This is a genomic window from Paenibacillus ottowii, assembly GCF_006874425.1.
Classification (GTDB): Bacteria; Bacillota; Bacilli; order Paenibacillales; family Paenibacillaceae; genus Paenibacillus; species Paenibacillus ottowii.
Window position 1 is genome coordinate 1 of record NZ_VIJZ01000015.1, and the last position, 21,107, is coordinate 21,107.

Genomic DNA, 21,107 nt, shown 5'->3' on the forward strand with positions numbered 1-21,107 from the left:
TGGTGGCGATAGCGGAGGGGTTCCACACGTACCCATCCCGAACACGACCGTTAAGCCCTCCAGCGCCGATGGTACTTGGACCGCAGGGTCCTGGGAGAGTAGGACGCCGCCAAGCAAATCATAGTATAACCTCTACATAGTAAACCGCGATAATCGCGGTTTTTTTCATTTCCAAATAGATGCGCTCGTCAAAAATCCAATATGAATTTTATAAATCAGGACAAGTAAGAAAAATGTAAATCGGTTTTGTTTTTGAAAAAACCATGTTAAACTTTTCTCATAAAATTAAACGTACTTCAGAGGTGATTTGTAGTGCTGGAGCGATCTATGGAGAATACAAGGGAATTAAACAACGGAAAGGGAGTGATTTAAAGAAGAAAGGGAGACTATAAATGAGCACTTATCAAACGATTATTAGTGATGGTTTTGAGCTGAAATATGCTATAAGAGGTAGCGGGAAGCCGATATTAGTGATTGGCAGTAGTATATATTACCCTCGCTTATTCTCAAATCATTTATATAAAAGTTTTCAGTTTATTTTTCTGGATCATAGAGGGTTTGCAAAACCGATTCGAGCTTTAAAACCAGAAGACTATACTTTGGATAAAGTCATCAATGACATAGAAGCAGCAAGACAATGCCTTCATTTAGATCAATTTATCATATTAGGACATTCTGGGCATGCCTTTATGGCTTTGGAATATGCTAAACAATTCCCTGGTTATGTTGAAAAGGTGGTGTTATTAAATTCAGCACCTACGAACAGCCAAGAAAGACAGCGGCAAAGCATTTCATACTTTTACGAGACAGCCAGTTCAGCCAGAAAAGAACGTTTTGAAAAGGATATTGTTTTATTAGAGAATGATATCAGAAGAGATCCCGACAGAAGATTCGTTCATATGTGCATACGGATGGGAGCCCAAAGCTTTTATGATTATACCTATGATGCAGCTTACATGTGGAATGATGTGTACACGAACATGCCTATCATCGATTATTTATGGGGAGAAGCCTTCGGAAACATGGATTTGATACAGTCTTTGGCGAATGTCCGTAAACCTGTGTTGATTGGTTTGGGAAGAACTGATTACCTGGTCGCGCCTGTTTCATTATGGGATCGGGTCGATGGTAGCTATACGAACGTAAAAAAGGTGGTTTTTGAGCATAGTGGACATAACCCGATGTTTGAAGAACCGCATTATTTTAATCAAACATTAACCGAATGGATTAATGAAAATCACTAGGATATTAAAACGGTCGATTCCCATCAAAAGGAGTCGACTTTTTTGATGTCTAGAACACAGTAGCATGGGTCAGCAAGGTTAATTCAATTATGGCGAGTCCTGGAAAAAAGTACTCTCATACTTAATTAGTTCTAATCAACCCGTTATAGAGGCATGGGTTTCTAAAGAATTAAATGTTACTCCATTCTTTTTGCCATGACTTGACGGATCAATGAGGTCCTGTATAATTACCGGGAGATCATACTGCATTGATGGTTTTTTTCGTTTTTATATCCTATCTGAAATAAATCTATGGCTCATGGAACTTACCATATAGAAAAGTTATGACATGGAGGTTGGAGGTAGTCATGAAATACGAAATTATTTTGTTTGATATTGATGATACGTTGTTTGATTTTAAAATGGCAGAAAGTCATGCGCTACATAATACGTTTGCCCAGTTTGGATTGCCGCAAGGGGCCACTGAGTATAAATCTAGCTATGATGAGATCAACGGTGCCTTGTGGCGTGAGGCAGAGGAAGGACTTATTACCTCGGCACAGCTACGGGTGGAAAGATTTAAACGATTGTTTGCTGTCCATAAGTTAGACTTCAATCCAGAAGCCTTTAGTAATGCTTATTTACGTTATTTGGGTGAAGGAGCTTTTTTGATGGACGGAGCGGTTGAAATATGTGATGTGCTATCTGAGTACCGTTTGGGGATTATTACGAATGGAATAAAAGAGGTTCAAACCTCCAGAATTCAGCTTTCCCCGCTGCGTCATGTGTTTGAACAGGTAATTATTTCAGAAGAAGTAGGTTATCAAAAGCCACAGGCTGAAATTTTTGATTACGCATTTACCAAGCTAGCTATTTCAGATAAAAGTAAGGTCCTTATGGTCGGCGATTCTTTAACCTCGGATATTCAAGGAGGGAATAAGTACGGAATTGATACCTGCTGGTTCAACCCTTCTAGAAAAACAAATACGTCTGGCATTCAACCCACTTATGAAATAAAAAGTTTGATGGAACTACTGAGTAGTGTACTTTCAATGCGTCCTGTGCTGAATCACACATCTCTAGAATACTAGTTAATAAGAAATTGTAATCAGACTCTAGCAGGTTAAATTGTAGGCTATGATATAGAAAAAGATAATCAAGGGCTGTTATGAACTTAGATGTCTGAATAAAGAGAAACGGATTCGTTCTGCAACGAATCCGTTTCTCTTTTAATTTCCGATTACAATATGGGGAGACCACAATTTCGTAAGGCAGATTTGATTAGCAGGAGATCGCTTTAAGGCGGAACGTAGAGCTGGCAAAATCCCCAGCAAGATCCGAGACAACAAGCCCAATTTTCATTAAGCGGTCACCTCCAAAAATTTCACCGTCAAACGCCAAACGGAAGGGAGAAACGGCATCTTCGGCCAAGGTACTGTCTATAGGGCTGGAAGCATTGCTAGTAGCCCCAGTTTCGATGGTATACTTTTTAGCTGGGTCAAGTCCTTTGAGAGTTAGTCGCCGAATAGGTCCATTCGGTTCAGCCAGCACACGGAAGTAAGCGACAAAAGCTTCAGACTGGTCTTCGCTGACAAACATCCAGGCTGTATCGCCTCTGCCTTCAAACGGACTAAGAAGTCGATACATATCTCCCTGCTGTACAAGGGAGCGGATTTCTTTATACTGGGCAATTTGTTTGACAGCGAGCTCTTTTTCTTCATTTGTAAATGCAGTAAGGTCAAGCTCGTAACCAAAATTTCCGCTCATTGCCACGTCGCCACGTATGGCGAGAGAGGTGATTCGACCCACTTGGTGGTTCGGCACATTCGATACGTGTGCTCCCATGGTACTGGCCGGATATACAATACTAGTACCGTACTGGATCGCCAATCTTTCAATAGCATCGGTATCATCACTGGTCCATGTCTGCGGCATATAGTAGAGCATCCCCGGATCGAATCGTCCGCCTCCGCCGGAACAGCTTTCAAACAAAATATCCGGGAACCGTGAGGTCAGGCGTTCCAGCAGATCATAAAGTCCGAGCATATAACGGTGCGCAGTTTCCTTTTGACGTTCGCTAGTAGCGGTAGCTGAAGCAATCTCTGTCATATTACGATTCATGTCCCACTTGACATAAGTAATTGGAGCGATCGAGAATACGGAGCTAAGTGTCTCGTACAAGTAATCGCATACTTCCTTGCGAGAGAGATCGAGCACCAATTGGGATCGACCTTCCGTACGCCGACGTCCTTCCGCATGCAGGCACCAGTCGGGATGGCTGCGATACAGTTCACTATCTGGTGATATCATTTCTGGCTCAACCCACAAGCCAAACTGTAATCCTTGTTCATTAACCCGCTTGGCTAGGTCGGTAAGACCGCCGGGTAGCTTGCGACGGTCCTCAAACCAATCCCCAAGCGAGCTGTTGTCGCTATCGCGCTTGCCAAACCAACCGTCATCAAGAACAAACAGCTCAATGCCAAGAGGTCCCGCTTCTTTGGCGATTGCTTCGATTTTATCGGCGTCGAAGTCAAAATATGTGGCTTCCCAATTGTTCACGAGAATCGGACGTTCTTTGTCGCGGTATGCCCCACGGCACAGACGTGTGCGGTAGAGTCTGTGATAGGTGCGTGACATGCCCCCAAGACCTTCTTCAGAAAAGACGAGTACAGCTTCAGGAGTCTGGAATGACTGACCTGGTTCAAGCTGCCAAGAGAAGTCAAAAGGATTGATTCCGATACTTACGCGGGTCTGATCAAACTGCTCTACTTCTGCCTGTGCGACGAAGTTGCTGCTGTAAATTAGACTGAAGCCGTACACATCCCCACGATCTTCAGTTGCATCAGGACGAAGCAGTGCCAGAAAAGGATTCATTTGGTGACTGCTGGAGCCCCGTCTGCTCTCCAAGCGAATGGCGCCAGGCCCGAGATCGCGGCGTTGGATATGTCTTTCCCGAACCCAGGCACCAGATAGATAGAGAGCTTGGTAATTGGAATCGGCGAAATCGACAGAAGCGCTCATCGCGTGCTCAATATTCATGACAGCGCTTCCCTTATGTTCAAAAAGAGTAGACCTAGCAATAGCGCTGTGGTTCGCAAATACAGTATAAAGCAGTGTAGTCTTAAGGCCAGAGTGTTGGTCCTCAAGGAACAACAAGAGAGTTGTTGCTTCATCATCCGATTCGGTATAGACGGAAGGAAGTCCTTCGAGCTTGGGCTTACCTGGTTCAATAAGGTAACCACTATATTTTAGCTCCGTAGTTCGAGTTCCATCGGCAAGCGCAACCTGATAAGCCGGTTGACGGAAGTCGCTTGTTCCATACTGTGGATATTCTTGTGGAAGCGTATCCAGAGAAAGCGTACGTCTGGAAGAATCGGGAGTGGGGGAGAAGGAGCAGCGCTCTCTAAGCTCCAATATACTTGCAAGACTTTCGTCATGATGAAGTTGAGCTCCCCAATAGACATGTGCAGGATATCCTTCTACAAGTTGGATAATATAGCTGCAATCCTTGGACTGCAGGTGAAACAAACCAAGCGCCTCGTTAACATGAATGTTCATGATATTCACTCCTTAGGGGTTATCATCTCGATTGTTTTACGTAAGGATACTTATCAATGACAAATGACTCTCAAGTATTGGTTTTACTGTTTAAGCATGAGCTTTCCCGTATGACAAGCTTAGTCCCGATCACGCTGTACGCAGGTGGTTCGCGTCCCTCAAACCGTTCAGATAGCAGCTGTACGGCAGCTTTTCCCATCTGTTCAGGATAGGCACGCACAGTAGTTAGCGGAGGCTGCACGAAGGCCGCCATCTCAATGTCGTCGAAGCCGACAATAGCCATATCTTCCGGTACTTTGACTCCCTGTCCATGAAGGGCGCGGAGGGCGCCGATGGCGAGCGGGTCGCTTGCGGCGAAGCAGGCTGTCGGTCGTTCCTGCTCGGCTAGGAGCTCGTTCATCATGAGATAGCCATCCGCGGTACTCCAGGCACCTATGCGGACGAACTGAGGATTGTACAGTCCTCGTTCCCGCATGAATCGCTCAAAATAATGCGCCCTTCGTTCTCCATCGCTCTTGCCGCCGATAAATCCGATTTGTCGGTGGCCAAGCTCAAGCAGATGTTCGAGCGCCTGATCGACCGCTTGCCGGAAATGGAGTCGCACGGAATCGTATTCCAGCTGCTCATGGTACTGATCAACAAGGACAATGGTGTTCTTATCTGGATATAGCTTAGACACCTCCTCAGGATCAATGCCTCCCACGACAATCATCCCGTCTGCCTTCTGCAAGGTGCCGAGAGAGGAGCGACCTCGCAGTGTCTGCCCCAATGTCAGGCCAAGCTCTTCACAGCGTAGTTCAATTCCACGGCGGATGGAGGCGTAATACGGATCATCCCTCTCCTCCTCAATGGAACACCACAGCAGGAGTGAAACCGTTTTCCCGGCACGCTCCGTGTTCCTCTTTAACTGCCTCAGTCGGGAGGGCTTATATCCAAGCTGCTCAGCAATTAAAAAAATTCTGTTTTTGGTGTCTAGGCTTACGGACAGTGACAGATCGCTATTTAAAACCCTTGAAACGGTTGCGGCAGACACACCCGCTTCGCGGGCAATGTCTTTAATGGTTGCCAAAGAGCTCACACCTTTTAGTTAATAATTTTACTAAAAATCGACTTTATCCTAACATATCCTTTTGGCACTTTCAAGATGAGATGTTGAATTTTTTTAACATTATTTTAGTTCTATTACTGTTCAGATTAGTTGTGTTAACATGATGAATATTCTCTTGATGCCGGAGGGGTTTTATGTGAAAGTTCTGTCACTAGCTCGCAAGTGGTTTGGTCGTCTTCGTTTTAAAAGCAAGGTTATCGCAGTATTTCTCCCGCTCATTATTATTTCTCTGCTTATTCTTGGACTTCTGTCCAACCAACTTTTTAGCCGTTCATTGATAGAAAAAACTACCAGTAACGTGGTGGACGAATCTCAGCTTATCTTGTCCCGAACAGACTACATATTCAGTAGTGTGGAAACAGCGTCCAATATTATGGTCACGAATATTAACCGGATGTATGATTCCTACAGTGTTAGACCCAATACTGCCGTGGATCGTGTTCAATTTAGAAACCTGATGCAAAGCCGCCTATCTATTGATTTGTCAATTTTTCGCGAGGTGGATGCAGCGGTATTTATTGATAATGAAGGGGCAATTTTCGCTTCTTATACTGATAGTGGGGATGATAGAAAAGTCGATAGCATGCTCAAGCGCGTAAGAGAATCTGAAAGTTATGGACAGGCCCTCTGGTTTGATATGGAAAAGAGAGATTTCCTGACACCAGATCCAAACTCTCCGGTTTTGACACTGGGGAAGATGGTCATTAATATTGACACCGGCGAACCATATGGAACGCTTTTTCTGTTAGTGAAAGAAGAAGGTTTGTCTGATTATTTTCGTTCCAGTGATCCCGATGCGCCCAAATCTTATTATTTTTTAGATAACAAAATGCGTGTGGCTGTTGCAGAAGACAATGGGATGCTGATGGAGCCAGTGAATTCACAATTGGCGAAGGCCATCCAACGTTGTGGGGCTAATGTCTCCCAAAAAACGTGCTCATTCGAGAATGATGGCAACCTGGTGACGGTCAATGATTATAACCGAATGGGCTGGAAGTTAGTCAATATTGTTTCGCTTAGCCTGCTTACAGCTGATGTTCGGCAAAATGTAAGGCTTACGCTCTTAATCGGCGCATTGTGTCTTGCCTTTTCCTGGCTAGGCGCTAGCTTTTTGTCCAAAATGGTCGTTAGTCCGCTCGAACAACTGACTAGAGCCATGCGAAAAGTAGTAGCTGGCGACTTGCAATCGGTTGCGACAGTCCGAACAGAGGATGAAATCGGTACCATTGCTGAAGCTTTTAACTTTATGATAAAACGGATTCGGGAACTGCTGGATGAAGTAAGGCAGGAACAGAACCGCAAGCGTGAATATGAACTCGCGCTGATGACCGCTCAAATAAAACCGCATTTTCTGTACAACACTTTAGATACCATTTATGCACTTAATGAGCTAGATCGTAATGATGAGGCTCGCGATACTACGAAAGCACTGGCAGATTTCTATCGAATGGTGCTGAATAAGGGACGGGAACTCATTATTTTAGAGAAAGAAGCTCAGATTACGGATGATTACCTGACAATTCTGCAAATTCGTTATCCCGATGTATTCCGCTATGAAGTGGATATCCCTTCAGAACTTGCGGGTACTCCGATCCCGAAACTCTCACTCCAACCGCTTGTTGAGAATTCGATTTACCATGGACTTAAGAAGAAAGGAACAAAAGGATTTATCCGCATATTCGCTTTTAAACAGAATGATAGGGTGATCATCCGGGTGGAGGACAACGGTGTGGGGATGGATGAATTTCAAGTTCAGAACATTATGTCCAGACATTCACCTAAAGAAGGAATACGTTCAATCGGTACCTACAGTGTTCAGCAACGGCTGAGTCTGTATTTTGGCGAAGAGTATGGTATATCCGTGCAAAGTGCTCTCGGAGAGGGAACCATTGTTGACCTATCGCTACCAATGCTGCCAAAGGGGAGTGAACACCAAGATGTATAAAGTGATGATTGTTGATGATGAGCCGCTTTTCCGAGACTTTCTGCGAATTAAGATAGACTGGGAAAGTCACGGCTTTCGGGTTTGCTGCGAAGCCAGGAACGGGCAGGAGGCACTTCAGGAAGCTGATCGGCATCAGCCGCATCTTGCCCTCGTTGATATCAACATGCCATTTATTGATGGAATTGAATTAGCCGAAAGGTTGAAAGTCAAGTTCGAACGAATCGTGATTGTATTCATATCCGGACATAACGAGTTTGAATATTTACAGAAGGCCGTTCGAACTGGAGTGCAGGATTATTTACTAAAACCATTCAATGCAGCAGAGATGCTCTCCATGTTGGAGCGTATTAAGCCGAAATTACCAGTGCTTCCACAGGAGGGCGAAAACGCAGAGCTAAGAGGACATGGCGGTGAAGCGTTGCAGAGCAGAGCGGGTATGCCTGATTTGGGCCATCTACGCGATGCGGTTGTGCTTGACCTCCGAATGAAAGACAGTGAAACGTTAGAGGAGATCCGAAAGGCAATCCGTCAGCTTAGCATATATAAATGGGGAGACGAATACGCAGATGCCATGCTTATGGGGATCGTATCTCTGGCACTTTCCTTTGCGAGTGAACGAGGCATTCCTTATGACCGACTATGGGATGACGGAGGAGACAAGTCTCCTTACGAGCGGTTGCGGGAGTTAAATTCCTGGACGGCTGCTGAAGGTTGGATGCTCGCTCTGTACCGCAAGCTGATCCAGTTGATGGAGAATATGCGCCCTACAAAGGCTTCCAATTTGTTTGCGGCGGCGATCAACTATATCGAGGAACATTATGCAGACGCAGAGTTATCTGCTGAGCAGGTTTCCTGCGGAGTATTCGTTGATCCCAGCTATTTGCGACGCGTTTTTCGCAAGGAGTCTGGCTTCTCCATCGTGGATCATATTACACACATCCGGATGAAGAAGGCAAAGGAGCTTTTGCTGAATGGCAATCGGAAGCTGTCAGAAATCGCTGAAAGTGTCGGCTACAGTGACCCTAATTATTTCAGCAAATGTTTCAAGAAACGTTTTGGTATGACACCAACTGAATATGAGCAACTCAAAAAAAGGTAGTATCTGCCTTGCGGGGCTCAAGCACACCGATTAAGTTTAGCGGTTTTCCTATTTTGGAGGACCGCTGCTTTATTTGTCCCGTTTTTTACTGATAATACCCGTTTTATTCCTTAAAGAAGAAAAGAGGCAGCAGTATACTGTAGTCAAGCAAATGAAAGCGCAACCATCAAAGACTCTACAAGAGGGGGATAAACAAATGAAAAAAAATCTCAAAATTTGGAGTGCAGCTTTGCTAGTGCTCACCATGTCCGTCGTATTGGTCGCTTGTGGTGGAGATAACTCAGCCTCTACCAAAAACGGATCAGGGGACGGAACGATCAAATTGAAGGTGTATGCGCAGCATTTTGATGAAGATACCATAAAGCCGTTTGATTATGCGGTGGCAGAGCTCAAAAAGAAGATGCCAAACGTAGAAATTGAACTGGATCCTGCTGTGCAGGACGGAGGCCAGAAGCTTAAAACATATGCAGCAACAGGCAACATGCCGGATGTCTATTTAGCAGATTGGTCAGTTCTGCAAACTTTTGCAAAATCGAAAAATGTTGAGGTGCTGGACAATTATGACACAACAGCCGAATTCAAGAAGAATCTTAACCCGGGTGTTGAATCGCGTTTGGTAGCTCCTGATAATCATGTGTATGCGTACCCTGAAACTGGTATAGAATTCCAAATGATTTATTATAATAAGTCCATTTTTGAGAAGGTAGGAATCAAGACACCGCTTAAGACGATTGATCAGATGGCCGATGCAGCGAAAAAGTTGAAAGCTGCTGGTTATGTACCAATGTCAATTTTTGCAAAGGAAAAGTGGATTACGACTGCTTTTTATAATGGACTGGTGACAAGGGAGCAACCGCGTGGATTCGGAGCACTTGATGAAAAAGGTGTAAAAGCATTGCCAGAAGCATTTGTAACAGCGGCACAGCAGATGAAGCAACTGCAAAAAGCTGGATTGTTTGATGCAAACGCTACGAACACCAATTATGATCAGGCATCGTCCCTATTTTATCAGGGCAAAGCTGCTATGTTCGTGAATGGACAATGGGAAATTTACAGCTCCCAGGAAAAGCTGGGCGATCAAGTCGACTGGATGTACTGGCCTGCAAAGGATGAAGCAACCTATGAGAAGTCCAAATATTTTATTGACGGCTCAGGTTCTCCACAGGGTTACGCAGTATCATCGAATAGCCAAAATAAGGAAACTGCCGTAAAGGTAGCGGCATTCCTTGCCTCAAAGTCAGCAGAATACAGATATACCCAACTTGGAAGTCCAATTGTTCCAGTGAAAGTTGATAAGCCAATGGCCTCCAACGTTCCAGCAATGATGCAGCGAGTTGTCAAAGAGTTGCTGCCAAATGCGCAGGAATATGCGCAACTTCTGAGTAATACAAAAGTTCAGAACACCATTAATGACAATACTCAAAATATGATGGTAGACAACTTTTCTGAAAACGATTTTGTAAGCAATCTGAATAGCACATTGAATAAAGAAAACTGAGAACTCATGGAATCGTCATCCTTTGGCAGCGTAAGGTGCCTGGGGATGACGTTCTAAAGATAAGGGGTGGAAGCAAGACATGAATAAATATATGGGAAACAAATCAGCGCTCGCACTGTTTCTCCTCCCTGCTTTGATACTGTATAGCGTGATTTTGATATATCCCGTGCTGCAAACCGTCATTCGCAGCTTTTATGATTGGGATGGCCTGAGCACGCTGACCTTCTCTGGATTGAGTAATTACAGAGAGCTCTTCTCCGATCCTTTACTTGCTACTTCGCTTAAGAACGGATTAATCTTTGCCATTGTGCTGGCGGTCTTTCAGATCGGTCTGGGAACGCTATTAGCGCTAATCTGTGCCGATCCACGCACACGCGGACGAAAAATACTGAAAACGTCTTATTTTATCCCAGTTGTCCTATCGGTCACTGTGGTGTGTCAGCTGTGGATCGCAATCTATGACCCAACCAACGGATTAATCAATCGGCTGTTTGAACTCTTAAACATTCCCTATCAGCAAAATTGGCTGAGTTCCCCGACAGCATCCATTATTGCCATCGCCTTCGTTAATGCCTGGCAGTTTATGGGATACCAATTTGCACTGCTATATGCAGGTGTGAAGTCAGTACCCGAGGATTACTTTGAAGCTGCCACGATTGATGGCTGCAGCAAATGGAGAGCGCACTGGCATGTCACGCTTCCTCTAATGAGAGAGACATACAAATTTTGCTTCATAATTGCAATTACTTCTGGTATTGGGGCCTTTGTGCAGATGTTGATTATGACAAATGGCGGGCCTGGTACTACAAACTATACATTGACATTCATGATATACCGCTATGCTTTTATGGAAAGCAATTATGGGTATGCGTGTGCTGTATCCGTGCTGCTCGTACTAATCTCGCTATTGGCAACTGTAGTTATCAATAAGATGTTCGACCGCGGACAAACCGCCTGATAAAGCGTGTATTGAAAAGGAGAACGAAATGAGTAAAACCGCTTTGAGCAAATTCAGACAAGCTGTTCTGCAGATACCGCTGTGGTTGTATTTTATTATTTCGGTCTATCCGTTGTTCTGGATGGTTTCCTATTCGTTCAAGAATAACGATGAGATCTTTGTCTCTAACCCATTTGGACTGCCGACGCATTTTCGCTACGAAAATTACATCAATGCATGGACGCAGTTTAATATTCCACGTTACTTTTTGAACAGTCTGGTCGTGTCCACGATTTCGACTCTGTTCATTCTTTTGCTAGCTCTGATGTTTGCCTTCGCAGTAGCTCGTATGAGATGGAGGTTCCGTTCTGCAGTTCGGACTTATATGATCATAGGAATGTTTATGCCACTGCAGGTTATCATGATCCCGCTGGCGATTCTGGTTCGCGATTTTCATCTTACGAATACGTATGGAGCTCTTATTCTTCCCTATATCGCAATCGGCCTTCCTTTCTCTTCAATGATTTTTTACGGGTTCCTTATAGGAATTCCTAAAGAGATCGAAGAGGCGGCATGCATGGATGGAGCAAATATTTATAGACTGTTCCTGAAGATCATTTTACCACTTGCATTACCCGCCATTGCAACTGTAGCCATTTTTCAATTCTTGAACAACTGGAATGAGTTCACTTTGGCCTATATTCTCATTTCTGATGAAAATATGAAGACACTGCCACTCGGCTTGCTTTTCTTCCAAGGCTCTTACAGCACGGATTGGGGAGCTATGGGTGCTGTGATGACCATGGCTTCCTTGCCAATGGTGCTCGTCTATCTGTTCTTGAGTGAACAAGTAGAACGGGCGATGACGGTAGGGTCCGCTGTAAAAGGATAAGAACGGATATGAGACAAACTGCCTGGGTTAAGGATCACCAACAGATCCTCTAACCCAGGCAGTTTGTTCGATTCAGACATCAAACAATAAAATCGATATTTTCCACTATAATAGTTAATAATATCCCCTTTTTTGGGATGGGTTTTCTTTATAATGAAGGCGCACCCATAACAATTAAAGGAGCTGATATATTTTGACTCGTAACAAACGCTTAAGAAACTGGTCCACGATTCTGTTAACGGTGCCTATGCTCACGATGTTCGCCTCAGGTGCAATGGCTGAGCAAGAAATGAATGGGCATAAGCCTCCAAATTCTGCTGGAAGCGGCGTGTTTTACGAAATTTATATTAATTCTTTTTATGATTCGAATGGGGACGGACACGGTGATTTGAAAGGGATTACACAAAAGCTTGATTACTTAAACGACGGCAACCCCCGTTCGGGCAAGGATTTGCAGGTTAGTGGCCTCTGGCTCATGCCCATGAATCCGTCTCCAAGCTACCATAAATATGATGTTACCGACTATTACCAGGTGGACCCCCAGTATGGGAATCTGAATGATTTCCGCACCTTGACGAAAGAAGCAAAACGGAAGGGTGTCAAGGTGATCATAGACCTTGTTATCAACCATTCGAGCAGTGAGCACCCTTGGTTCAAGGAGGCCAGCACCAATCCACAAAGCAAATACCATGACTATTACGTATGGGCAAATGAGAAGACAAATCTGGATGAAAAGGGATCATGGGGCCAGCAGGTATGGCATAAAAATCCGAATGGCGAAGGGTATTTCTATGGTACCTTCTGGTCGGGGATGCCAGATCTGAACTTTGACAATCCAGAAATCCGTAAGGAAATGATTAAAGTCGGTAAGTATTGGCTGCAGCAGGGGGCAGACGGCTTCCGGCTTGATGCGGCGATGCATATCTTTAAAGGGCAAACGAAGGATGGTGCCGATAAAAACATTGCGTGGTGGAATGAGTTCCGTTCCGAGATGGAAAAGATTAATCCAAATGTATATCTGGCAGGAGAGGTATGGGATAAGCCAGAGACCATAGCTCCTTATTACGAATCACTCCACTCTCTGTTTAATTTTGACCTGGGCGGAAAGATATTGAACTCTGTGAAAAATGGCCGGGATCAGGGTATCGCAACATTCGCTGAGAAAACACTGAAGCTGTACAAATCATACAGTAAAGCGGCACTTGATGCCCCGTTCCTAAGCAATCATGACCAGACCCGTGTTATGAGCGAACTGGGTGGGGATGTGCGAAAAGCCAAGCTGGCTGCATCCATTCTTTTGACGCTGCCAGGCCAGCCGTTTCTCTATTACGGAGAAGAGATCGGCATGAAAGGGGAGAAGCCCGATGAGTATCTTCGAGAGCCTATGCGCTGGTACAAAGGAGAAGGCCGCGGTCAAACGACGTGGGAAGTACCCAAATACAACCGAGGCGAAGTATCGGTAGAAGCGCAGATGCGGGACAATGATTCCCTGCTACAAAGCTACCGCACGCTCATCCGTTTGAGGGAAGAACATGAAGCTCTTCGTAGCGATAATCTAGAACCAATCCAAGCAGGCTCTGCCAACGTGGCGGCATACCAACGTTCTTCTGGCAAAGAAACATTGTATGTATATCACAACCTGTCAGGGAAGCCGGTTACGCTCCAGATGAAAGATGGGGATAAGCAGAAGAGGAAAGTGGTCTTTTCCAGCTCCAAGGGTGTAAAAATAAAGAAAAATACGGTGACGATTCCCGCATACAGCTCTCTAATCACCAAATAGAAAGAGCTGGGCATACGCAGCCTTACAGCCCCAACAAAGATGGATATTTATTGGTGAGTTCATGTGGGGGTGTGGAGCCCCCTCGTGAGAGGTAGTAACCTGAACTCTTCCACTCAGCAAAGACATGTAGTTGCTATGATGAATTCATGATTTCAAATTAAAGTCTTCGGGAGACGTTGAAATGTTCTATTCCCCGCATAATGAATACATCAATTCTTCCGCGAAAGGTGTGCTAGCTGGTATTACACCGGGCTGGAGGCATATGGAAATTGCTTTCTAAACTATTTGATTCAGATTGCTCGCTGTTACATACAACTTCCTTAATTCGATTTCCAGTTTTATAAAAAGTCAATGCAGGAAATTTTGAGTGAGTATTTATCCAATGCTAAATCTCGTAGATCATAATATCCCCTTTTTTTGGGGGAAGATTTGCTTTATAATGAAAGCGTATGCAGGGTAACATCTTATGGATGACCTGCTTGGCAATAACCGATTTACAATTGAATTCGATCCAGGAGCAACCGTTTGATATGTGGGGGCTCAATTTAGGAATGGAAGGAAAATGGAAATGGACAATCGGAAATATAATGTAGTTATTGTCGGTTATGGAGGTATGGGAAGCTACCATGTTCAATTAATTGAACCTATTGAGCAGCTTGCCATCGGTGGTGTATATGATATTGTCGATTATCGGATGGAATTGGCTGCAGCAGCCGGGTATAAAACCTATCCCAGCCTAGATGCTGTTCTTGGCGATCAGGATGTAGATATTGTATTAATAGCAACGCCTAATGACGTTCATAAAGAAATCGCAATCCAAGCACTGCAAGCTGGCAAACATGTCATTTGCGAAAAGCCAGTTACGATAACGAGCGCAGATTTCCTAGATATTGTCGAGGTGGCCAAGCAAGAAAACCGTATATTTACTGTACATCAGAATCGTCGGTGGGATGAAGATTTCCGGATTGTCAAAGATATGATCAGCAAGAAGACCGTTGGCGATCTATTTCACCTGGAATCCCGGGTTCAGGGGGCTAACGGCATCCCAGGCGACTGGCGGCAATTGAAGGCGTACGGTGGAGGAATGCTGCTGGATTGGGGAGTGCACTTGTTGGACCAGCTGCTTCTGATTACGGACAGCAAAATCGAGAGCGTGACCGCTTCCCTAAGTTATATTCTGGGGACAGAAGTGGATGACGGCTTTACCAGCTATATTGAGTTCAAAGACGGTCTTACAGCAGTTATTGAAGTAGGTACAACAAATTACGTCAAGTTGCCGCGTTGGTATATTAAAGGAACCGAAGGTACCGCGGTGATCAAGGACTGGGATTTGAGCGGAGAGATTGTCACCAGGAATCCGGATGTCGCTCACGTGGAACCCAAACCGATTCAGGCAGGTCAAGGTTTGACGAAAACGATGGCACCGCCGTCGGAAGAATCCACCCTTAAGTTCCCCATTGAGAAAATACCTGCTGCAGCAGAAAGCTTTTACGAAAACTTTGTCTCCACCATCGAAGGCAAAGCCGAGCTTGCGATCAAAAGCGAAGAAGTGCATCGTGTACTGGTGCTGATTGAGACGATTTTTGAGGCAGCAGCGACCAAGAGTGTGATTCGAAGAGATATTTAAAGAATCGCAAGGTTACTTATAAAGTACTGGGAATGACTAGTTACAAATCTAACCCCCATAGTTCTCATATTGAGGATAATGGGGGTTGTTTGTTACCAATTTAATTTTTTTTTAAACTTCAACAGCTTCAGGTCTTTTCACTTGAAGTGGAGGAGGTACCAGCCATCCCTTTTCTTTAGTCAATTGAAGAATCTTAACTCCTAAAGCCGTTTTAGTAAGATGATACTTTGCAAACAAAGCGCCTATATCCTCTCTAATGGATTGACCCATCACTTGACTACAAGCAACCATTCCTAATGATGTATCAGACGCAATTTTAGCGGCGATCTCTGGATCAGTAAACCTTGCACCAACAGGAATATCTTCAAGCTTTGCTTCAGGTCTTTCAGGTAAGACTGGCGCTGGAGCTATCCCATTCTCATTAAGGAGCGTATCGCACTCTTTAATTTCAAGTCTAGCTTGATCAATAAGTGCTTCCAATATTTTTTTCAAATCCTTATCTCCTGCGTGATTTAGGAATGCTTGGTAGAAGGATAGAGCCCCTTTCGCAACCAATGAGAATTGCCAAACACTGAAAATTTCACCATAATGCATAGGTTCATTTTTTGGATTTCCACTTAATATTCCCATCATAACCTCTCCTTTAATATTTTTTACACCAGATGTATAGTTCCAATGATTGATCAAAACTATCCAAATAAATTTGTAAATACATAAGGGAATAATGAGCGTTTTTTTGGAGAAATTATATGCATCACATATTTAGGGAGGATTCCTTTTATGAAAAAACAATTAGTTACTGCTGTTGCCTCAATGTTCTTCTTTGCAGCTTTAGTCACCCCTTCATCAGCACAAAGTACAAATGTAGATGTGGCCAATAACACTAACGCTAATAACGCTTATCACAGCAACAATTCAACTTACAACGCTAACAGTGTACCAAACACCGTAGGCAATGATAACCATATGGATTGGGGATGGCTTGGCTTGCTTGGGTTACTAGGACTGGCAGGAATGCGTAGAAAAGCATCTGACCACAAATAATAAGTAAATTCCGGGAGCTATTGATCTATTGGAGATACCCAATGAACAAAGCAGTTCGATCTTCTTGATCGAGAAGCTAACAAAAAACAGCCGAGCGATCGGCTGTTTTTTAACTAAACTCCTTTCTATTTCGTTTGAAAAATTATAACGTTAAATAAAGATGGAGGGGATTATTTGAAGAAACGGTGAATCTATGACTCTCGCAATTGTCTTGACTCGCGGCGTCGCCGACTCATGAATACCAAAGACAATGCAATTACCGTAAGGACAATCCCAAGCACTTGAAAACCCTCGAAGCTGAACTTACCTCCCATAACGATACCTATCAACAATGAAGAGAGAATGGTTCCCAGGTATCTTGATGTATTAAATAATCCGGATGTTACACCGATTATTTCTTTTGGAGAACTTTGGAACAAGGCTGCTTGCATACCTACATTGTTCAGCCCGTTGCTAATACCGAATGCAGCCAAAGCCAAACACACGCTGATCACCGGAGAAGTTGGATTTAATGTTACAAGCCACACCGATCCCAATGTCATCAGAATTGCGGATACCAGTAATGCCGGTCTGGGTCCTGATTTATCGATCCATCGTCCTGCTATTGGAGAAGCAGCTAGCGAGCACAAGCCTAAGCTTAGCATGAGACTCCCTGTTTGGAACTCGCTTATATGCCTTACCACTTGCAAGTAGGACGGAAGCCCGAAAAAAAGCGAGTAATAGAGTACGTTAACGAGCATGAATTCGACATTAATCCAGGTCAACGCAGGATATTTGGCGAACGTGCGTAAAGGAATAAAGGGTGACGTCGCTTTTAGCTCATATCGTATGAATGCCCCCAGCGTAACGAGGCCTATTAGCGCGATAATGACGTTTCCTAACGAAATATGCCCAGATGATTTAACCGATAGTAAACCAACGAGCAGGGCAACCAGCCCTAATGTGAATAGCAGAATCCCTCTTGCATCGATCAAATCAAACCATTTACGAAAGGACATGTTGCGTGCAACGGATGTTGGCGATTCGTCCTTTGGAATAGTCTTCCAAGCCAATAAAAAGCTGGCTACCACAAACGGAATATTGACGAAAAAGATGGCAGGCCAATTCCACCAATGAACCAAAACCCCGCCAATAAAGGGTCCAATTGCTGCCGCTCCTGATAGGAAAATGGACAAAACAGATATCGCAGTCGCTTGTTTCTCTCTGATATGAATTCGAACAATGGCCATTCCAACCCCAACCATCATGCTTGTTCCGATGGATTGTACAATGCGAAACACGATGAGCCACCCAAAGTTTGGTGATAACGGAGCTAATAATGAAGCAATGAAGGCTACAACAAGACCAGTGAGAAATATCTTCCTACGACCGAATAAATCGCTGGCCTTTCCCATGATAGGTTGAGCTATGCTACTTGCAATATAGAAAGAAAAGATAATCCAGGAAACACCTGTAAAGTCAAGTTGGAACACATTTTGCAGACTTGGAATCGCAACAGAAACCATCGAAGAATTTAAAGGGTTCAATAATATTCCTAGACCCACTGAAATCATTAACCACCAGCTGCGAACACTCATTTCTAGCACCTCCAATAGCGAATTAATGTCATCGTACTTGAAATCTATTATTTATTCCAATGCATTCGATGATATAATCTCATTGACTTAAAGGAATGAAATGGAGGATACGAAATGGAACTTCTTCAACTGCAATATTTTCTCACGGTAGCTCGTTTGGAACATGTAACCGAAGCTGCACGAAATCTGCACGTTACTCAATCATCGCTGAGTAAAACGATTCAACGCTTGGAGGAAGATCTGGGGGTCCCTTTATTCGATCGAACAGGGAGGAAACTGCGATTGAATGAGTTTGGAAGCAGATTCCTTTACCGTGTAGAAAGGGCTTTATTTGAGTTAGAACAGGGGAAGCAGGAACTCACCGATTTATCCAGCCCAGAACACGGAATTCTCGAATTGGCGGTGACCACCGCAAGCACATTACCAAGTATTCTTCAAGAATTTCGGAGAAAACGACCCTACATTCAATTTCATGTGCAAATGCTGACCACACAGGAAATGGTCAAACTTCTTCATAGAGGAGAGGTCGATTTTTGCTTGTCTTCACCTCCCGTTGAAGGGAAGGACATCGAATGTAAAATTGTATGTATCGACCCCATTCTTGTAGCTGTTCCAAAGGGACATAGGCTTGCAGATCGAAATAGCGTATCCTTGACAGAGCTAAGGGAAGAATGGTTTGTCGGCGTAAAGAGAGGCTATGGAACTCGTGATCTAGTAGACTCTGTATGCAAGTCGGAAGGATTTGTGCCTAAATATGTGTATGAAGGGGATGAACCTGCAAGGCTTAGTTCTCTTGTGGAAGCCGAAATTGGCATAGCTTTCATACCGAGCACGGCACGAAATTCGCAGGGACACCTCAAATATCTCCAGGTAGAAAATCACGAATTGATACGGGAGATTGCTTTATTATGGAACAGAAATCGGTATATTTCGCGGACTGCTCAGGAATTCCGTGAGATAGTTGTAGAATATTTTGCTACGATTTCAAAAGAGACAATTTAGTTCCATAGTGGTTTTTGACGATCTACCATTGAAAATAAATAAGTAGAAGATTGCGTTAATAAGATAGTGTAGAGGCTGAACATTGTAATCCAACGAGTAGGAACTAACCGTTTTTTCTTTACCTCGTTATGAAATGATTATCGTCAAAATTGTAGGTGATATTTTCATTATTTTAGTGATAAAATGGTTAGGTAGTTTTATTTAAACAGATTTTTACTTTTACTTTTTGGAGGCGTTAGAATGAAGTACATAGTGAAAAGAAGGGTACATTTGAAAGGGAACAACGCATCACTGGCCCTATAAACTGCGTGATCCCTGGTATTCTTAAGGGGTTTACATGATGGGAAAATTGATTGAGGAACGCATTCCTAAATCTTTGATTTGGCTGTGCGTGCTTGCATTTTTCAGCGTATTAAATGAGACAGTGTTTAACGTATCGTTGCCCGACATTGCCGCTCAATTTGGAATTGAGCCATCCGCTGCAAATTATGTCAATACCAGTTTCATTCTTTCTTTTGCAGTAGGGACAGCTGTTTACGGAAAAATATCGGACATTTACGGCGTAAAAAAACTGGTTCTCATCAGTATGATGATATACAGCGGGGGATCGCTAATCGGCTTGCTTTTTCATGACTGGTTTCCGATTTTGCTTGCCGCTCGATTTATCCAAGGGGCAGGTGCTTCTGCCGTCCCTGGACTGATTATGGTCATCGTTACCAAAAGTATTGAAAAGCAGCATCAAGGAAAAGCTTTTGGAATGATCGGGTCGACCGTTGCGCTTGGAGAAGGTTTTGGTCCTATACTTGGAGGCTGGATTGCAGACTATGTGCATTGGTCCTATCTATTTTTTCTACCCATGATGACGCTAGTCACGCTACCGTTTTTCTTACGAACGCTGCCTGACGAACCTGTCACAAAAGGTGGGCTTGATGTTTCGGGGGGCCTGCTCTTTGTTCTTGGGATTGTTTCGTTTACTTTATTTACGACACATTACGAGTGGTGGTATTTGACCATCAGTGTCACTCTTTTTATAGGATTTGTGCTGCGAATTCGAAGAGCTAAGGAACCTTTTGTAGACCCGGCTTTATTCAAAAAGAGAAGATTTATCGTGGGCGTATTTGTAGGGGGAATACTTTTAGGGACCGTTGCAGGATTTATGTCTATGATCCCTTACATGATGAGAGAAGTTCACCAGATGTCGACAAGCCTTATCGGGGGCGGTGTTCTGTTTCCGGGCACGATAAGCGTGATTCTTTTCGGGATTGTTGGCGGATCTCTGGTCGATAAGCGGGGAGCTCGTTTTGTCATGGTTGCAGGGTTATCGCTTCTTAGTTCAGGACTTTTGATCGTTTCACTCTTCGCGGATCGTAGCATTTGGATCATCTCAGGAGCATTGGTTTTGATTTTTGGTGGACTATCCTTTGTCAAAACGGTCATCTCAACCATTGTGGCAGGCTCGTTAAGTGCTGATGAATCAGGCTCAGGAATGGGGTTTTTAAATTTTTCCTGTTTTTTGGCAGAAGGGATCGGTATTGCAGTTGTAGGCGGACTGCTTACACAGCTTAGTTTTAACTTCCCTATTTTTCCAATCGTTACTGACGTTGCGGCGTATCTGTACAGCAATTTGACGTTATTGCTTCTAGCTACAGTAATTATAGGCGGTGCCATTTTCCTGATTGTATTCAAGAGAGAAAAGGCTTCCTTGGATCGTCAATAAAAAATAAGAATTTCTATAGAGCTGACATTGGTTGATGTCAGCTCTTTTTGTTCAAGAAAACCCCCAGTTCAGGACTACGTACTCTTCACAAGTTAGAGCC

The 21,107-nt window shown here is 43.9% G+C and carries 16 protein-coding genes and 1 rRNA gene; 13 read left to right on the forward strand and 4 right to left on the reverse strand.

Going from position 1 to position 21,107, the window contains the following annotated elements; genetic code table 11:
• The 3 genes from rrf to FKV70_RS23725 form a co-directional block, all read left to right on the forward strand.
• Positions 1-115: ribosomal RNA gene (gene rrf, locus FKV70_RS23715) — 5S ribosomal RNA — on the forward strand; the annotation flags it as partial.
• 277 nt (positions 116-392) lie between these two features.
• A complete protein-coding gene (locus FKV70_RS23720; protein WP_142614753.1) occupies positions 393-1,244 on the forward strand; it encodes an alpha/beta fold hydrolase in 852 nt (283 codons plus the stop codon).
• A gap of 347 nt (positions 1,245-1,591) precedes the next feature.
• Positions 1,592-2,314, forward strand: coding sequence for a YjjG family noncanonical pyrimidine nucleotidase (locus tag FKV70_RS23725; protein WP_142614754.1), 723 nt, complete (start codon positions 1,592-1,594; stop codon positions 2,312-2,314).
• A gap of 190 nt (positions 2,315-2,504) precedes the next feature.
• Here FKV70_RS23725 and FKV70_RS23730 read toward each other — a convergent pair whose 3' ends face one another.
• Positions 2,505-4,781 (reverse strand): alpha-galactosidase, encoded by a 2,277-nt coding sequence (locus tag FKV70_RS23730; RefSeq protein ID WP_142614755.1) that lies wholly within the window; start codon positions 4,779-4,781, stop codon positions 2,505-2,507.
• A 70-nt stretch (positions 4,782-4,851) separates the two neighbouring features.
• Positions 4,852-5,850 (reverse strand): LacI family DNA-binding transcriptional regulator, encoded by a 999-nt coding sequence (locus FKV70_RS23735; RefSeq protein WP_142614756.1) that lies wholly within the window; start codon positions 5,848-5,850, stop codon positions 4,852-4,854.
• A 175-nt stretch (positions 5,851-6,025) separates the two neighbouring features.
• Between FKV70_RS23735 and FKV70_RS23740 the strand changes: the two genes are divergently transcribed.
• The 7 genes from FKV70_RS23740 (at position 6,026) to FKV70_RS23770 (ending at position 15,667) form a co-directional block, all read left to right on the forward strand.
• Positions 6,026-7,834 (forward strand): cache domain-containing sensor histidine kinase, encoded by a 1,809-nt coding sequence (locus FKV70_RS23740; RefSeq protein ID WP_142614757.1) that lies wholly within the window; start codon positions 6,026-6,028, stop codon positions 7,832-7,834.
• Positions 7,827-8,933 carry a response regulator transcription factor gene (locus tag FKV70_RS23745; RefSeq protein ID WP_142614758.1) on the forward strand — a complete coding sequence of 369 codons (1,107 nt, stop codon included), beginning with the start codon at positions 7,827-7,829 and terminating at the stop codon, positions 8,931-8,933. Before FKV70_RS23740 ends, FKV70_RS23745 begins: the two co-directional genes overlap by 8 nt.
• Before the next feature lie 196 nt (positions 8,934-9,129).
• Positions 9,130-10,431, forward strand: a complete 1,302-nt coding sequence (locus FKV70_RS23750) for an ABC transporter substrate-binding protein (RefSeq protein WP_142614759.1) — start codon at positions 9,130-9,132, stop codon at positions 10,429-10,431.
• A 79-nt stretch (positions 10,432-10,510) separates the two neighbouring features.
• Positions 10,511-11,389, forward strand: a complete 879-nt coding sequence (locus FKV70_RS23755) for a carbohydrate ABC transporter permease (protein ID WP_142614760.1) — start codon at positions 10,511-10,513, stop codon at positions 11,387-11,389.
• 28 nt (positions 11,390-11,417) lie between these two features.
• On the forward strand, positions 11,418-12,260 hold the full coding sequence (locus FKV70_RS23760) for a carbohydrate ABC transporter permease (RefSeq protein WP_063211084.1): 843 nt from the start codon (positions 11,418-11,420) through the stop codon (positions 12,258-12,260).
• 193 nt (positions 12,261-12,453) lie between these two features.
• Complete coding sequence (locus FKV70_RS23765) at positions 12,454-14,040, forward strand: alpha-amylase family glycosyl hydrolase (protein ID WP_064795899.1); 1,587 nt, start codon at positions 12,454-12,456, stop codon at positions 14,038-14,040.
• A 562-nt stretch (positions 14,041-14,602) separates the two neighbouring features.
• The gene (locus FKV70_RS23770) at positions 14,603-15,667 is read left to right on the forward strand and encodes a Gfo/Idh/MocA family protein (protein ID WP_142614761.1); all 1,065 of its coding nucleotides are present in this window, start codon (positions 14,603-14,605) and stop codon (positions 15,665-15,667) included.
• Positions 15,668-15,778: 111 nt separating this feature from the next.
• Here the strand turns inward: FKV70_RS23770 and FKV70_RS23775 are convergent, their stop codons facing one another.
• A complete protein-coding gene (locus FKV70_RS23775; protein ID WP_063211078.1) occupies positions 15,779-16,297 on the reverse strand; it encodes a DUF3231 family protein in 519 nt (172 codons plus the stop codon).
• A gap of 150 nt (positions 16,298-16,447) precedes the next feature.
• Here FKV70_RS23775 and FKV70_RS23780 point away from each other — a divergent pair, with 150 nt between their 5' ends.
• Positions 16,448-16,711 (forward strand): WGxxGxxG family protein, encoded by a 264-nt coding sequence (locus FKV70_RS23780; protein ID WP_064795901.1) that lies wholly within the window; start codon positions 16,448-16,450, stop codon positions 16,709-16,711.
• Between the two features lie 191 nt (positions 16,712-16,902).
• Here FKV70_RS23780 and FKV70_RS23785 read toward each other — a convergent pair whose 3' ends face one another.
• Positions 16,903-18,288, reverse strand: a complete 1,386-nt coding sequence (locus FKV70_RS23785) for an MFS transporter (protein WP_142614762.1) — start codon at positions 18,286-18,288, stop codon at positions 16,903-16,905.
• A gap of 114 nt (positions 18,289-18,402) precedes the next feature.
• On the opposite strand from FKV70_RS23785, the gene FKV70_RS23790 reads away from it, so the two are divergent.
• Together FKV70_RS23790 and FKV70_RS23795 are read left to right on the forward strand one after the other, a co-directional pair.
• Complete coding sequence (locus tag FKV70_RS23790; RefSeq protein ID WP_142614763.1) at positions 18,403-19,290, forward strand: LysR family transcriptional regulator; 888 nt, start codon at positions 18,403-18,405, stop codon at positions 19,288-19,290.
• Positions 19,291-19,630: 340 nt separating this feature from the next.
• A complete protein-coding gene (locus tag FKV70_RS23795) occupies positions 19,631-21,007 on the forward strand; it encodes an MFS transporter (RefSeq protein ID WP_142614764.1) in 1,377 nt (458 codons plus the stop codon).
• Positions 21,008-21,107 lie beyond the last annotated feature (100 nt).